Source organism: Pseudomonas sp. Sample_16 (assembly GCF_004307665.1).
GTDB lineage: Bacteria > Pseudomonadota > Gammaproteobacteria > Pseudomonadales > Pseudomonadaceae > Aquipseudomonas.
In genome coordinates this window covers 1-15,613 of the sequence record NZ_RCOB01000050.1, presented here as the reverse complement: position 1 = coordinate 15,613, position 15,613 = coordinate 1, and the positions used below count along the sequence as shown (strand labels likewise).

The 15,613-nt window shown below is 61.2% G+C and carries 15 protein-coding genes; 5 read left to right on the top strand and 10 right to left on the bottom strand.

Annotated elements, in window-relative coordinates:
• Positions 1-375, top strand: a 375-nt coding sequence (gene greB / locus D8U69_RS06940) for a transcription elongation factor GreB (RefSeq protein WP_130906983.1), incomplete at its 5' end; no start/stop codon positions are given.
• Between the two features lie 17 nt (positions 376-392).
• Here greB and D8U69_RS06935 read toward each other — a convergent pair.
• The 3 genes from D8U69_RS06935 to D8U69_RS06925 form a co-directional block, all read right to left on the bottom strand.
• Complete coding sequence (locus D8U69_RS06935; RefSeq protein WP_056856412.1) at positions 393-701, bottom strand: hypothetical protein; 309 nt, start codon at positions 699-701, stop codon at positions 393-395.
• 258 nt (positions 702-959) lie between these two features.
• A complete protein-coding gene (locus D8U69_RS06930) occupies positions 960-1,394 on the bottom strand; it encodes a DoxX family protein (protein ID WP_056856413.1) in 435 nt (144 codons plus the stop codon).
• Between the two features lie 103 nt (positions 1,395-1,497).
• A complete protein-coding gene (locus D8U69_RS06925) occupies positions 1,498-2,919 on the bottom strand; it encodes a transglycosylase SLT domain-containing protein (RefSeq protein ID WP_056856414.1) in 1,422 nt (473 codons plus the stop codon).
• Positions 2,920-3,153: 234 nt separating this feature from the next.
• On the opposite strand from D8U69_RS06925, the gene D8U69_RS06920 reads away from it, so the two are divergent.
• The 3 genes from D8U69_RS06920 to D8U69_RS06910 all read left to right on the top strand — a co-directional run bounded on the left by D8U69_RS06920 (position 3,154) and on the right by D8U69_RS06910 (position 6,038).
• Complete coding sequence (locus D8U69_RS06920) at positions 3,154-3,960, top strand: TatD family hydrolase (RefSeq protein ID WP_130906982.1); 807 nt, start codon at positions 3,154-3,156, stop codon at positions 3,958-3,960.
• 84 nt (positions 3,961-4,044) lie between these two features.
• Entirely contained in the window at positions 4,045-5,526 is a 1,482-nt protein-coding gene (locus D8U69_RS06915) for a methyl-accepting chemotaxis protein (RefSeq protein ID WP_130906981.1), read from the top strand.
• A gap of 146 nt (positions 5,527-5,672) precedes the next feature.
• Complete coding sequence (locus D8U69_RS06910) at positions 5,673-6,038, top strand: Mpo1-like protein (protein ID WP_056856416.1); 366 nt, start codon at positions 5,673-5,675, stop codon at positions 6,036-6,038.
• On the opposite strand, the gene D8U69_RS06905 is transcribed toward D8U69_RS06910, so the two are convergent.
• The 3 genes from D8U69_RS06905 to D8U69_RS06895 form a co-directional block, all read right to left on the bottom strand.
• Positions 6,039-6,836: a thioesterase family protein gene (locus tag D8U69_RS06905; RefSeq protein WP_130906980.1), complete on the bottom strand. Its 798-nt coding sequence runs from the start codon at positions 6,834-6,836 to the stop codon at positions 6,039-6,041. It lies immediately after the preceding gene.
• Positions 6,837-7,045: 209 nt separating this feature from the next.
• Positions 7,046-7,813 (bottom strand): CHAD domain-containing protein, encoded by a 768-nt coding sequence (locus D8U69_RS06900; protein ID WP_056856418.1) that lies wholly within the window; start codon positions 7,811-7,813, stop codon positions 7,046-7,048.
• Between the two features lie 45 nt (positions 7,814-7,858).
• Positions 7,859-8,137, bottom strand: coding sequence for a hypothetical protein (locus tag D8U69_RS06895; RefSeq protein ID WP_056856419.1), 279 nt, complete (start codon positions 8,135-8,137; stop codon positions 7,859-7,861).
• A gap of 221 nt (positions 8,138-8,358) precedes the next feature.
• Here D8U69_RS06895 and D8U69_RS06890 point away from each other — a divergent pair, with 221 nt between their 5' ends.
• Entirely contained in the window at positions 8,359-9,399 is a 1,041-nt protein-coding gene (locus D8U69_RS06890; RefSeq protein ID WP_130904100.1) for a patatin-like phospholipase family protein, read from the top strand.
• Positions 9,400-9,675: 276 nt separating this feature from the next.
• Here the strand turns inward: D8U69_RS06890 and D8U69_RS06880 are convergent, their stop codons facing one another.
• The 4 genes from D8U69_RS06880 to kdpB form a co-directional block, all read right to left on the bottom strand.
• Positions 9,676-10,374, bottom strand: a complete 699-nt coding sequence (locus tag D8U69_RS06880; RefSeq protein WP_056856421.1) for a response regulator — start codon at positions 10,372-10,374, stop codon at positions 9,676-9,678.
• 68 nt (positions 10,375-10,442) lie between these two features.
• Positions 10,443-13,088, bottom strand: a complete 2,646-nt coding sequence (locus D8U69_RS06875; protein WP_130906978.1) for a sensor histidine kinase KdpD — start codon at positions 13,086-13,088, stop codon at positions 10,443-10,445.
• A gap of 129 nt (positions 13,089-13,217) precedes the next feature.
• Positions 13,218-13,763: a potassium-transporting ATPase subunit KdpC gene (gene kdpC, locus D8U69_RS06870; protein WP_130906977.1), complete on the bottom strand. Its 546-nt coding sequence runs from the start codon at positions 13,761-13,763 to the stop codon at positions 13,218-13,220.
• Between the two features lie 198 nt (positions 13,764-13,961).
• Positions 13,962-15,613 (bottom strand): potassium-transporting ATPase subunit KdpB (gene kdpB / locus D8U69_RS06865; protein WP_130906976.1); only part of this gene is annotated, 1,652 nt, incomplete at its 5' end.

Below are 15,613 nucleotides of genomic sequence, written 5' to 3'. Positions count from 1 at the left end.
GTCAGCGAAGCGGCGGCACAGGGCGATCGCTCGGAAAACGCCGAATACACCTACGGCAAAAAGATGCTGCGGGAAATCGACAGTCGCGTGCGGTTTCTCACTAAACGCCTGGAAGCGCTCAAGGTCGTCAGTGAAAAGCCCAGCGACCCGAACAAAGTCTATTTCGGTGCGTGGGTCACCATCGAGGACGAGGACGGCAAAGAGTCCCGTTATCGCATCGTCGGGCCGGATGAGCTGGACTTGAAACAGGGCCTGATCAGCATCGATTCACCGCTGGCCCGCGCCTTGATCGGCAAGGCTCTGGACGCCGAAGTGCGAGTCCAGACGCCTACCGGCGAACAATGTGTGTACATCGTTTCGATCGACTATCCGTAAGCCGTAGCGCTCGGCATTCAGCGACGGGTAATCAGCCCTTGCCGGGCGACACGGGTCAGTTGCCTGATGACTTCGGGGGCGTCTTCGAGGTTTGGCGATTGAATCACCGCCAGATCAAAACTGTCGCTGGCAAAACGGGCCAGGGATTCGCCGTCGTCGACGAACTGGATCAGGAACGCAGCGGGACCGCCGTTACGACGTGGCCAACCATCGAGATAACGCAGGAGCGTCGGCTGATGCTTACCGCCAAGCAGGATTTTTGGATTGCGCTGGGTGAGGTGTGCCGTGATCGGCGCGGGACGTACTACAGGGTTTAGTGCATTCATCGTGTCGTGTCTCTGCCTCAAAAGTCTGCATGGCAGGTGAGAGGCAACACCGAACCAGCGCTTTAGCGGTATTTCGAAGCCTGTTTCATGCTTCTATCGGCAACTGAATGAGTCACCTGGCGCCCCGCAAGTAGCTGTTTAAATCGGCGCATGGGCAGCATCCTAGAGAAGCTGACCGGACAGTGTCAAGAATGACGCGTAACAAAAAAAGGCCCGCACAATGCTCATTGTGCGGGCCTTTGCCTTGAGCCAGAGCGGTCAGCCGGCGATGGCGCGGTCTGCCGAGAGCTTGCCGGCGCCTTCGATCAGTACCGCGATGCTGCCACCGAGCAGTGCGAGAGCGAACTCATAACCGTTGTTGGCCATGAACAAGCCGTTGCTGATATGCACCGAGAAGATCGCCACCAGGGAAAGGAAGGTCAGGCCCAGCGCGGCCGGCCGAACCAGCAAGCCGATGATCAACGCCAGCCCGGCGAAGAACTCGGTACCACCTGCCAGCGTCGCCATCAGGTAGCCTGGCGTCAGGCCGATGCTTTCCATGTACTGCGCGGTGCCGGCCAGACCGTAGCCACCAAATGCCCCGAACAGTTTCTGCGAGCCGTGGGCAGCGAAGATGATGCCGACGATAATTCGCAGAACGGTCAGGCCGTAGCCAGCGCGGGTAAACAGTACCTTGTTGATCAGTGTGCTCATGCTGTGTCATCCATTGTGAGAGTGAGTTGGTTGGCCGCTATATTAATCAGTAAATCTCATGTTAAAAGCGCAAAATATCCACCTTAACAATCAGTTTATTCGATCACTTACGAAGGGCAACCTTCTGCCCCTGGGGCTCCAACGACTCCCGCTCCCGATCGAACGCCAGGTAATACTTGTTCACGCTATTAACATAGCTGACAGGTCCCATTCCCACCTGCTCCATGGCAACGCGCTCGACCTGGAAAAACCACTGGTTCGGATTCAGGCCTCGACGCCGTGCCTCGGCACGCATTCCTTGCACCCGCTCCGGTCCGATGTTGTAGGCCGCCAGCACGAAGGCCATTCGCTCGCGTTCGTTGAGCTTGGGGCTGGCGAAAAACTTGCGACGAATCATCGCCAGATACTTGGCCCCGGCCTGCACATTGGCATCAAGATCCTGAATATTGTTGACCCCCACCCGCTGGGCCGCGGAAGGCGTGATCTGCATCAGCCCGGTCGGCGCACCGCCACTGCGCGCCGTCGGCTTCAGGCCTGACTCCTTGAACGCCAGCGCCGCCAGGTTCAACCAGTCCATGTTTTGCGCATCGGCATGCTTTTGCAGCACTGGTCGCAGCTTTTCCAGACGTTGTCGGTCAGCCTTGGCCAGTGGGTAGTGAACCTGGTACAGGCGTCGATAGATGCGCAGGAAGGCCGCATCCTGATCCGACGGTTTTTTGTAGCCGGTGAGAAAGCGATCAATGCTGGCGCGCAGCATCGAAGCATCGCGACGCACGAACCAGAACTCTTCACCCGGCTCGCTGATAAGCACCTGTCGATCCAGGCGCAGTTTCGGCAGGATCTTGCCCCAGCGTTCGGCGATTGGCTGCTCAACGATGGTCAGATGAAAGATCCCGCCCTGGACCATTTCCAGCACGTCTTCGACCGCCAGGCTGGGATCGACCCATTCGATGTTGACCGCAGGCAATTTATGCAGCGCGAGCTTTTGGTTGATCTGGCTGATGGCATCCCCGGCGGCGCTGCCCGTTGGCAACGCCAGGGTTTTACCTGACAGCTGTTCAAGTCGGGTGTAGCGGCGCTCACCCTTGATGCCCACCAGCACCAAGGGAATGTTCCTGGCCACCGGTTCACTGCTGCTGACGGCGAACCCCGGTTGCAAATCGAGCAATTCTCCAGGCGCAACCAGATCGCCCTCCCCGCGCTGCAACGCGCCGAGCAGTTGATCCTTGGCTTTGGGAATGATCTTGAGGCTGATTTCCTGGCCGTCACGGGCGTGACCATTGAGGTATTGCTCAAAGGCGCGCAAGCGATGGTATTCGACGCCGATGGCCTGGCCCTGGACTTCACCGGAGCTGTTGCGACTCTGGTTGACCAACACCCGCAGCACTCGACTGCTGCGAATTTCCGTCAAGTCTCGGACCTTGGTCGCCGGCACGGCTTGCAGGGGGCCGGGCAGACGCGCGACCGCCGACATCGGCAGCAGCAGCGAACAACACAGCAATAGCAAAACCGAGGGACGAATCATCCACTCTCCGGAAAGAATTCGGGCTGATCACATGAGTGTTTTCATGAAATCAAACGAAAAAACTGAGCGCCTGAGCGCTGGCAAAGTGCGGAAGACTGGCACAGTGATGGCAACCTTGACCACCCCGCCCGGTCCCGCGGCTCAAAAGACAGCTATAACTCGTTGTAGTTCTTGGTTTTTCTTATAAATCTACAGCTCTGATATGCTTTCCGGCCTTTGGTCCGAGGTAGCACCATGCAACTCATCGATATCGGCGTCAACCTGACCAACCCCAGTTTTGCCGACAAACACCAGGCTGTACTCGAGCGTGCCTATGCCGCCGGCGTATGCCAATTGGTGTTGACCGGTACCAGTGTCGAAGGCAGCGAGCAAGCGCTCGAACTCTGCGGGCAACTGGATGACAGCGCGCAACGGCTGTTCGCCACCGCCGGTATTCACCCGCACTCGGCCAGCGACTGGAATGCCGACAGCGCCCGACGCCTGCGCAGCCTGCTTAAAGAGCCGAACGTGGTTGCCGTGGGTGAATGCGGACTGGATTTCAACCGCGATTTCTCGCCACGGCCACAACAGGAAAAAGTCCTGGAAGAACATCTGGCGATGGCCGTTGAACTGCAATTGCCGGTGTTCCTGCACGAGCGGGATGCCAGCCAGCGTCTGCTGGAAATCCTGCGCGACTACCGCGACCAACTGCCCGCCGCCGTGGTGCATTGCTTCACCGGTGAAAAGTCTGCGCTGTTCAGCTACCTCGATCTGGATTTGCACATCGGCATGACTGGCTGGATCTGCGATGAGCGCCGGGGCACGCACCTGCACCCATTGGTCAAGGAGATCAAGCGCGGACGCCTGATGCTGGAAAGCGACGCGCCGTACCTGCTGCCACGCAGCCTGCGACCGAAGCCGAAAAATGGCCGCAACGAACCGGCGTACCTGACCGAAGTGTTGCGCGAGGTGGCATTGCATCGGGGCGAAACCGAGGAAGATCTGGCGGCGCATACGACCGCCTGCGCACGGGCGTTTTTCCGATTGCCCAAATTAGTTTGATCTGCGTCAAGGTCTGTCTTACTGCAATAGCGGCACAATACTGGCACCTTGCCAATGCTGTTTCCGCTATCAGAGAAGACCTACATGGGTACCTGGCTTAGCAATATCTCGCTGAAATACAAATTCTGGGCGGTGAACGCCGTCGCCTTCGTTACCACCCTGCTGCTGGTGCTGTACGCCGTGCAGCTCGAACAACAGGCACGACAGCACGCCGCGCAGGAATCGGCTCAGGCACAGGCGCGATTGCTGGCTGCCTGGCCGGTCGGGCAAGCGCTGCCCAAAGCCGAAAACCTGCTGACGTTCACTCGCGGGCAAGCCCCCTCGCTCAATGACCAACCGCTGCCGAAGCTGACGGATGCCAAGGGCTGGGTCGAGATCAATCGCATGCCGTTGTTCGGTGACAATCTGCTGATCGGCGCCGAGGTGTTCACGCGCGCGGACGGCCAGCAGATAGCCGTGATTGCCCGTGGGCCGAGCCTGAGCCAGGTGTTCGGCGAGCGATTCGCCCACTACGCGGTGGCGGTGTTCGTGTTGATGCTGGTCATGCTCGGAGCCTCGCAGCTGTTGATCCGTTTCCTGCTCAGCCAACTCAACACCTTGAAGGACGTGATGCTTCACGTGGAAAAAACCGGTGATTTGTCGGCTCGGGTTCCACTGGCCTGCAACGACGAAGTCGGGCAGATGGCAAACGCCTTCAATGCCATGCAGGCCGGTTATCAGCGGGTGGTCATCACCGTCGCCAGCACAGCGCAGCAGCTGGATGATGGCGCCGCCCGACTGGCCTCAAGCATGAACGAGGTGCAGCACGGCATGCTCGGCCAGCAAAGTGAAACCGATCAAGCCGCCACCGCCATCAACGAAATGACCGCAACGGTCTACCACATCGCCCAACACGCCGGCGCCACACGCGACCTGTCGCAATCGGCCGACACCCTGGCCGGCAGTGGGCAAGCAGTGGTCATGCGCGTACAAAAGTCGATAGCCGGGCTGTCCACCGGCGTGCAGCAAACCGCCGAGATGATTCAGCGGCTGGCCGAGGACAGCCAGAAAATCAACGGCGTGGTCAACGTGATTCACAGCATTGCCGAGCAGACCAATCTGCTGGCATTGAACGCGGCCATCGAAGCCGCCCGGGCAGGCGAAATGGGCCGTGGCTTTGCGGTGGTCGCCGATGAAGTGCGCAACCTGGCCAAGCGTGTGCAGGCTTCGACAGATGAAATCACCGTGATGGTGTCAGCGTTGCAGGCCGGGACACGGGACGCCGTGGACTTCATGCAGGAGAGCTCGTTCAAGGCCGACGATTGCGTGCAACAGGCGCAGGAGGCCGGCGCCGCCCTGGTGCAGATTACCGGTGCGGTGGCGCAGATGCGTGAAAGCAATACGCAGATTGCTGTGGCAGCCGAGCAGCAGAGTCAGGTGGCGGAAGAGATGAACCGGGCGGTGGTGAGCATCCGCGATGTCACCGAAAACACCGTGCGGCAGACCGTCGGGTCGGCAACCACCAGTCATGAACTGGCGGCGCTGGCAGGAGAATTGAGCAAGGCCATCGGGCAATTGAAACTTTAAAAGCTCGCAGCCTGCGGCCGCTGCGGTGCAAGCGATCCTTTTTGCCCATGACGCCTATCACGGCCATAGCCAACCTCGATTCGCCGCCCGCTCGGGCCGGGCCTATTCTTCAATCATGTGTTCAACATGGATCGAGGATTAGCATCATGGGCAAACGTCACCCCAACCTTCCCGCCTGGCAATGGCGTGCCTACCCGAACAATCACCAGCACCCGGCCAACCTGGTGCTGCACCTGATTGCCGTGCCGCTGTTCATCGTGGCGTTTCTGTTGATCGTCTGCGGCGTGTTCAGCCTGAATCTGGCGAACCTTGCCATTGGCATCATCGGGGTGATCGCTGCACTCGGCCTGCAACGCCATGGCCACAGCCTCGAAGCACAAGCCTCCGAGCCGTTCAGCGACCGAAAAGACGCTGTGTCGCGCCTGATGGTCGAGCAGTTCCTGACCTTCCCGCGATTTTTCCTCAGCGGCGGCTGGTGGCGCGCCTGGCGTGAACGCCACCGCCGTCACTGATCAGGCGAACACCGTCACCGTTTGCCGGCTCATGGCAATCAATCGACCTTGCGCGTCCCACATCTTCGCGGCGGCATGCCCGTAACCGTTGGCGGCATATTCGGTTTCGACCAGGTACTTGCACCAGTCCAGGGTGCTCAGCTCCAGCAGAGGCTGGACGAATTCGATGGTCCAGGTCAGCGTGCTGCCCATGGCCGGTTTGTTCAGAAAAGGCATCACCGCCGGCGGCCAGCCGTCCACCAGTGCCAAAATGTGCGATTCAGTGATCGCCTCTTCCTTCACGTCACCACGCAAGCGCACCCAGCCCCCCATCTGACGCGATGTGCTGCCGCTGAACGGCAGCCCGCCGACACTCCAGCGCATCGCCAGATGGCGCATGAATTCCGGGATGACGCCTTCGATGAAAGGCAGTTCCTGGCACTCGTCCCAATGCTTCATCTCGGGTGCTGGCTCGGCCTGTACCGACACTTCAGACGGACGCGAGGCGCCAAAACTGCCCTGAATCAACGTCACCACCTGCCCCTTCTGCATTGCGCGGCCCATCACCTGGCTGACGGCTTTGCCTTCGCGCAGCACGTCGACTTCAAAACTGACGGGGACTTCAGGTTCGACCGGGCCAACGAAGGTGATCGCCAACGATCGCACGGGCCGGTCCGCCGGGACTTTTGCGCGCATGGCTTCGTACTGCAAAGCGGCCACCAAACCACCGAAACTGGCACGTCCTTGAGCCCACCCGGCCGGGATGATGAGTTCAAACGGTTGGCGGCGGACGGCGTCGAGCAAATCGCAAAAGCGCATGGAAACCTCAGGATCGGGAAAAGGATGCAGGGATCTTAACCAGCCGGCGAAGGCTGTACAGCGCACATTCCGGCCAAATTGACTGACAGATGGGCCGCACAAGCCCCCGTTTAATCCCAAACCTTGTAGGAGCGAAGCTTGCCGGCGATGGCGTCCGGTGGATCGCTATCGCGAGCAAGCTTTGCTCCTACAGGGGGAAGTGACTGATTTCAGGATTTGAAGCAGTCCGCGCTGAGCTTGTCCAGCACTCGGTCGGCGCGCTGTTCGGCCTGGGCCATGGCGGTGTGCCAACCGGCGACGCAGGGGCGCAAATCCGTTTCCTGCTCGGCCATGGCCAGCCATTGCACGCAGTCGTGCCAATCGCCCAATGCGCCCTGAGCCGACTTCAACCGGGGCATGGCCGCTTTCGGCAAGCGATCCAGTTCGGGGTAAGCGTCGATGCCGTAACGCACACGCTTGATCAACAAGCGCAGGCGATGGCGGTCATGGGCGGGATCGTGCAGGGCCTGGTCGAGTTTTTTCCATTGCTTGCCCAGGCGTTTCTCGATGCGCTTGCCCAAGCCCTTGAGCAAGCCCTGACGTTGAGAGGCCCGCAGAAAGCGCGGAAAGGCATCAAGGATGACCAGCAACTGCGCCAGTTCGGCACTGCTCGCAATGGCCGGATAAGCGTCGGCCATCTGCGCCAACCGCCGCTGCGCAGCGTCGGGTTGACCGTGCTGGAGCAAATACGCCGCCAGCACTTCGCGATCACGCCAGGGGGTGGTCAGGTCGCCCACGGCCGAAGCCGCTGTTTCCAGTTGCTCAACGCCGGGCAGTCCGCGCAACGGCCGCAAAAGGCTGCGCAAACGGCGCACGGTAGTGCGCAAGTCGTGCAAGGCCTCAGGGTCAGTCCGGGCAGTCAAACGCGCCTGGCAGGCCAGTAGACGCACTTCCAGGCCCAGAACATGGGCCACCAATCGATCAACCATTGCCGACATCGCTTGCTCCCTGACTCGCCTGCCCTCGTGGACTTACATCATGCCTCAACGGCCGGCACGTGACTCACGAATATAGAAGCGTGCCTTCTCGGCTTTTTTCGCACAGCCTTCGAACCCTTCGAATTGTTGCTGGGTTTTGGCCGCGGTCAACAATGACAAGGCCTTGGAGTAGCTGACGGTCCCGGCGAAACCTTCAGCCTTGGCCAGGTCCAGTTCATGCCAGGCGGCATCGAGGTTGCTGCCGCAGCTGTCGCGATAAGCAGTTTTACCGGCGCAACCGGCCAGTGCCAGGGCAATCAGTGGCACACAAATCCAGGCTTTCATCACATACACCTCAGAGATAGGAAAACAGTCATGCAGGTAGGACGGTCTGGCACGTGAAAAGTGCCGTTCATCGCCAGCGCAAACTATAGCGCGGGCAAGAATAATCATCTGCCGCCCTGGAGTGTCGAAAAAACGACGCGTTCGCCGCACCGTGCGACCTTGCCGATTGAAGCGCGCCCCCCGATGGGTGCATTGTTGAACCATTCAAACGAGGGCGATTCATGAAAAAGCGTGTCGCACTGGTGTTGGGCTCGGGTGGAGCCCGGGGTTATGCGCATATCGGCGTGATCCAGGAAATCGAACGGCGCGGTTACGATATCGCCTGTATCGCTGGTTGCTCGATGGGAGCGGTGGTCGGCGGGATCTATGCCGCCGGCAAGCTCGATGATTATCGCGACTGGATCGAAAGCCTGGATTACCTCGATGTTTTGCGTCTGGTGGATGTCAGTTTTCGCCTGGGGGCGATCCGCGGGGAAAAGGTCTTTGGGCAGATCCGCAAGATCGTCGGCGAGATCAATATCGAAGACTTGCGCATTCCCTACACGGCAGTGGCCACCGACCTGACGAACCAGCAGGAAATCTGGTTCCAGGAAGGCTGCCTGCACCAGGCCATGCGCGCCTCGGCGGCGATTCCCAGCCTGTTTACCCCGGTGATGCAAGGCAATCGCATGTTGGTGGATGGCGGCATTCTCAACCCGCTGCCGATTGTGCCGGTGGTATCGAGCCATTGCGATTTGATCATCGCGGTCAATCTCAACTCCACCAACCAGCGTCATTACCAGTTGCCGGTGATCGAGCGCCCTGCCGCTTTCAAGAGCCGGTTCAACAGCCTGCTCAATTCACTGGGTTCGAAAATGCCGTTCCGGCGCAAGCAAGCCGAACAATTGCTGTTGCTGGAGAAGGAAGCGTTGATGGCCGAGGCCGCAGAAATCAATCCCTGGATCGAATCTGCCGAACCCGAAGCCCAGCAACCCGCCGCAGCGCCTGAACGTGACGGCGCGCCGAAGTCCGCCACCGGATCATTCATCATCGACAACGTCGGCCCGGCGTCTTTGCTGGACTTGATCAACCAGAGTTTCGAGGTCATGCAGACGTCGTTGGCGCAGTACAAGATTGCCGGCTATCCACCGGACATTCTGATCAACGTACCGAAGCGGGTGTGCCGGTTTTTCGAGTTCTACAAGGCGCCGGAATTGATCGCGCTGGGGCGGGAGATTGCGCGCGATACGCTGGACCGTTATGAGAGCGAGCGGGATGCCTGAGGTTCTCGAGTGCCGGTGAAGGCCCCATCGCTGGCAAGCCAGCTCCCACAGTTATCAAGGTGATCACAGATTTTGTGAACGAAACCAATCCTGTCGTCGATCGTTCCCACGCTCCGCGTGGGAATGCATCCCGTGACGCTCCGCGTCGCTTCCAAAAGCGGAACGCGGAGCGTCCCTGGCGGCGTTCCCACGCAGAGCGTGGGAACGATCAGGCAACGACACCAATCCTGTGGGAGCTGGCTTGCCAGCGATGAGGCCTGCTCAGGCAACACAAAACTACAGACTGCCGTCACTCAACAACCGATACCCCACCCCCGCCTCGGTCACAATGAATCGCGGTTGAGTCGGGTCGTCCGCCAGTTTCTGCCGCAAATGCCCGACCACGATCCGCAAGTAATGGCTGTCTTCGGTATGGGTCGGCCCCCAGATATCCTTGAGCAATTGCTGTTGGGTGATGACCCGCCCGGGATGCCGAGCCAGTTGTGCGAGCACCGCGTATTCCTTGCGGGTCAGTGCCACTTCGGCGCCTTCGAGCAGAACCCGGCGATAGGCCAGATCCACCGTCAGCGGGCCGAAGGTCAGTGCCGCTTGCTGGGCTTCCCCTACCGGTGCCTGGCGCAACAGCGCACGAATTCGCGCCAGGAACTCCTGAATGCCGAAGGGTTTGGTCACGTAGTCATTGGCGCCGCCATCCAGCGCCTGGACTTTCTGCCCTTCGCCGGCGCGCACCGAAAGCACCAATACCGGCACCGTCGACCACTCGCGAAACTCGCGCAAAACCTGCTGGCCGTCCATGTCTGGCAAACCGAGGTCGAGCACCAGCAGGTCCGGCTTGTTCAGTGCTGCCTGCGCCAACCCTTCGGTCCCGTTGCTGGCTTCCAACACTTTGTAGCCCTGGGAGACGAGACTGATACGCAGGAATTTGCGGATTTGCGGTTCGTCGTCGATGACCAGGATGGTCGCGGTCTGGCTCATGAATTCACATCAATACAAATAAGTGGCAAGAGAGTAGCGCAAGCACGATCAGGCTTCACAGTCGGCTGTTAATTTTCAAAGGCCGGCTGAGCCTGCAAGGGCAAGTGCAAGGTGATACAGGTGCCGCGCCCTTCAATGCCATCGGCAACGCTGATTCGTCCGCCATGGGCGCCCACCATGCCCTGGCAAATCGCCAGGCCCAGACCGGTGCCCTGCCCGCCTCGATCGCCGCGTGCAGCGGTGTAGAACATGTCGAAAATCTTTTCCCGATCTTCCTCCGGAATTCCCGGACCTTCGTCACTGACCGAGAAAAACAGCTCGTTGTCGTCCACTCCGGCGCGCAGTTGCAAACGTCCGTGGGGCGGTGAAAATCGCGCAGCGTTCTCCATCACGTTGATCAGCGCCTGCTCGATCAGCGCGGCATGCACGTAAAGCAGCGGCAACTGCGCCGGCACATCAGTGCTGACTTGCAGCGGTGCGAGGACCGCACGCAAGCGGCTGAGCGAACTGCCGACGATGTCGGCCGGCGATACCCAGTCCCGCGCCAGTTTCAACGCGCCGTGACCGAGTCGGGTCATGTCCAGCAGATTCTGAATGTAGCGATCGAGCCGTTCGGCTTCATCGCGGGTGCCTTCAAGCAATTCCCGGCGATCTTCCAGCGGGATCGCTTCGCCGAGCGCCAGCAGACTGTCGATACTGCCGCGCATGGAAGTCAGCGGCGTGCGCAAATCGTGGGACACCGACGCCAGCAAGGCACTGCGCAGTTGCTCGGTTTCGCCGTGCAACCGCGCCGCTTCCAGATCATCCGCCAATTGCGCACGCGCCAGCGCCTGTGCCAGCGGCTGGCTCAGCGCAGTCAACAACCGGCGACGCTGGCCGCTGAGGGTCTGGCCTTCTTTTGCGCAGACACCCAGCAACGCCAGCGGCCCATCCTCTACCGACAACGGCCACCACCACCAACGCCCGAACGGCAACGTTCCGGTGCCCGCGCCAGCAGGCTGATCGTGTTGCCACGCCCAGTCGGCGGCAGCGCGCTCGGCTTCGGTGAATTCCAGCGGACCACCGGTTTCGACTTTCCAGCCACTCGGGCCGTCGCGATTGAGCAGGCACAACTGCAAATCGCTCCAGCCATTGAGGTGCTGGGCGGCAGCGCTGACCACCGCTTGGCGGTCAGTCGCGGCGGTCAGTTTGCGCGACAGGTCGAGCAGCTCAGTGGTTTCTTCCTGGGTGTCGCGCAGCGCCTGCAGTTGTCGCCGCTGGCGCGCTGCGAGGTTGCCGGTAAGGGCCGCCATCAACAGGAAAAACAGCAAGGTCAGCACGTCTTCTTCGCGCTGGATGCTGAAGGAAAAGTTCGGTGGGATGAACAGAAAGTCGTAGGTCAGGAACGACAGCGCCGCACACACCAGCGCCGGACCGAGACTGCTGCGCACCGCCACCAGAAGCACTGCCGCAAGGAACACCAGCGAGATGTTCGGCAACGGCAAAACGCTCGCGACCGCCCAGGCCAAGGCAGTGGCCGACACCGTCGCCACAATGGCCAGGGCATAGTCGAACCACACCAGCGCCTGCATTGAACGCTGACGTGGCTGATGCTGCTCGTGATCGCTGTCGATGACGTTGATTTCCAGCCCGCGGGCATGGCGCAACAACCGCGCCGCCAAGCCGCCACCGAACAGACGGCGGCGCAAACGTGGCCGCGACTGGCCGACCAATACCAGACTGGCGCGCCGTTCGGCGGCATGCTGGATCAGGGTTTTCGCCACCTCACCGGCGCGCAACAGCACCACTTCACCGCCCAGGCGTTCAGCCAGTTGCTGAGCACTTTGCAGGCGCAGGCGTGATTGCTCGTCGCGCATGCTGCCGTTGTCCACATGCACCAGGCTCCACGGCAGATGCCGACGCTGGGCGACGCGGCTGGCGTGACGAACCAGCCGTTCCGCCTGGGCATCGCCATCGACACCCACCAACAGCCGACCACGCACCGTCGGCGCCGCTTGCCCCATCTGCCGATAACCCTGGGTCAAGTCGTTATCGACCTGGGCGGCGGCCGTTTGCATCGCCAATTCGCGCAGGGCTGTCAGGTTGGTCTGGGTAAAAAACGCATCGATGGCCGCCCTCGCCTGCTCCGGCACGTAGACCTTGCCATCGCGCAGGCGCTCCAGCAGTTCCCGTGGCGGCAGGTCGATCAGCAATAGCTCGAAGGCTTCTTGCAGGACCCAATCCGGGAGGGTTTCGCGCACCTGTACACCGGTGATACCGCGCACCTGATCGTTGAGGCTTTCCAGGTGCTGGACGTTGACGGTGGTGAACACGTCGATACCGGCGGCGAGCAATTCCTGAATGTCTTGCCAGCGTTTTTCGTGACGGCTACCGGGGGCATTGGTGTGGGCCAACTCATCCACCAACACCAGTTTGGGTTTGGCGGCCAGCAACCCATCGAGGTCCATTTCCTCGAGCATCACGCCACGGTATTCCGAACGCACCAAAGGCTGCTGCGGCAAGCCGCCCAACAGCGCTTCGGTTTCGGCCCGACCGTGGGTTTCGACCACACTGGCAATCACTTTCACACCCTGGCGCAGTTGGGTGTGGGCCGCTTGCAGCATGGCGTAGGTTTTGCCGACACCGGGCGCGGCGCCGAGGAATACCTTGAGCCGGCCACGGCCATCGCGGGGCAGGTCTGCTAACAGCGCGTCGGCGCGGCCGGAGTTGCTCATGTATGGATCTCTCTAATGATCGTTCCCACGCTCTGCGTGGGGATGCAGCCCGGGACGCTCTGCGTCCCCAAAAGCGGACGCAGAGCGTCCATTGATGCATTCCCACGCAGACGTGGGAATGATCATCTTCTACAGGCTTTCCAGCGCCCGATTCAACTCAAGCACATTCACCACCGGCGGGCCTATCAGCGGTTGCTCGATGTGCGCGTCCAGCAGGTTTTGCAGGGTCGCGACCGGCAGGTTGCGCGCCGCCGCGACACGCGCCAGTTGATAGGCAATCGCGGCCGGTGGCAAGTGTGGATCGAGCCCGCTGCCGGACGTGGTGAGCATGGCCAACGGCACCGGCCCCTGGCCGGGCACCAGCAGCTTGTTGGCATCGTCGATCACGCGAGTGGCCAGGGCCGGGTTGCTCGGCGCCAGGTTGCTCGCACCGCTCGACACCGTGGCAAAGGCAGCGGCCGATGGCCGTGGGTGGAACCAGGCGTCGCCGATAAAATCCTGGGCGATCAGCGACGAGCCACGGACCTTGCCGTCGGCATCGCGCAACAGGCTGCCATTGGCCTGATCCGGGAACGCCACCTGGGCGACACCGGTAACCACCAAGGGATAGGCGACGCCGGTGATCAGGGTCATCAAGACCAGCAGGCTCAGGGCCGGGCGTATCATTGTGGACATGTCAAAATCCTCGAACTCTCTAAAAACAACACTTCACCTGTGGCGAGGGAGCTTGCTCCCGCTCGGCTGCAAAGCAGTCGTAAATCGGCTAAGTGTGATGTGCATGATCAAATGCGGTGACTGGGTCGGGGCTGCTTCGCAGCCAGCGGGAGCAAGCTCCCTCGCCACAAAAGCCCCTTTCCAGCCACCCGCTACCCGCTAAACCAGATGCAACGCCGTCAACAGCATGTCGATGAGTTTGATGCCCACGAACGGCACCAGAATCCCGCCCAGCCCGTAGATCAGCAGATTGCGCCGCAGCAACGCCGCCGCACTGGCTGCCTGCACGCGCACACCGCGCAACGCCAATGGAATCAGCACCACGATGATCAACGCGTTGAACACGATGGCCGAGAGAATCGCGCTCTGCGGACTGCTCAAGTGCATGACGTTCAGCACGCCCAATTGCGGGTAGATCGCCGCAAACAGCGCCGGCAAAATCGCGAAGTACTTGGCCACGTCGTTGGCAATCGAGAACGTGGTCAGCGCGCCGCGGGTCACCAGCAATTCCTTGCCGATCTGCACCACGTCCAGCAGCTTGGTCGGGTCGCTGTCGAGATCGACCATGTTGGCCGCTTCGCGCGCCGCTTGCGTGCCGTCGTTCATCGCCATGCCGACATCCGCCTGGGCCAGGGCCGGGGCGTCGTTGGCACCGTCGCCGCACATGGCGACCAGGCGACCGTCGTTTTGTTCGTGACGAATGCGCGCCAGTTTTTTCTCCGGGGTGGCTTCGGCCAGCACGTCGTCCACACCCGCTTCAGCAGCGATGGCGGCAGCGGTCAGCGGGTTGTCGCCGGTGACCATGACCGTGCGGATCCCCAGTTTGCGCAACTCGGCGAAACGCTCACGAATGCCGGGTTTGACCACGTCCTTGAGGTGGATCGCACCGAGCAATTTGCCGTCGACGCAGACCAGCAACGGCGTGCCGCCACTTTGCGCGATCTTGTCGATTTCCCGCGACAGGGCCGGTGCCAGGTCCGCGCGCTTCATACCGATGAAGGTCAGCAGCGAATCCACCGCGCCTTTGCGGTAAACGCGGCCGTGATAATCGACACCGGACAACCGCGTCTCGGCGCTGAACGGCACCGCGGTCAGCAACTCGGCAGCAGGCTCCGCTTGTGGCTGAGAGCCGCGCAGGAACTCGACGATGGATTTGCCCTCGGCCGTGTCATCGGCCAGAGATGCGAACAACGCTCCTTCGGCCAGTTCCTGGCTACTCACGCCTGGGGCCGCAACCACTGCCGTGCAACGACGGTTACCGAAGGTGATGGTGCCGGTCTTGTCCAGCAACAGCACGTGCACGTCCCCCGCCGCTTCCACGGCGCGCCCGGATTTGGCGATCACGTTCAGGCGCACCAGGCGGTCCATACCGGCAATGCCGATGGCCGACAGCAGACCGCCGATGGTGGTCGGAATCAGCGTGACCAACAGCGCCACCAGGAACACCAGCGGCAGGCTGCCGTTGGCAAAGTGGGCGAACGGTTGCAGGGTGACCACCACCAACAGGAAGATCAGGGTCAGGCCGATCAGCAGGATGTCCAGCGCCACTTCGTTCGGGGTTTTCTGGCGCTTGGCGCCTTCAACCAGGGCGATCATCCGATCCAGCGTCGACTCACCGGGGTTGGCGGTGATCTTCACCAGCAGCCAGTCAGACACCAGCCGCGTGTTGCCGGTGACGGCCGAGCGGTCGCCACCGGACTCGCGAATCACCGGCGCCGACTCACCGGTGATCGCCGCTTCGTTCACTGCCGCGATGCCTTCGATCACCTCGCCGTCGCCGGGAATCATCTCCCCCGCTTCGACGCGCACCA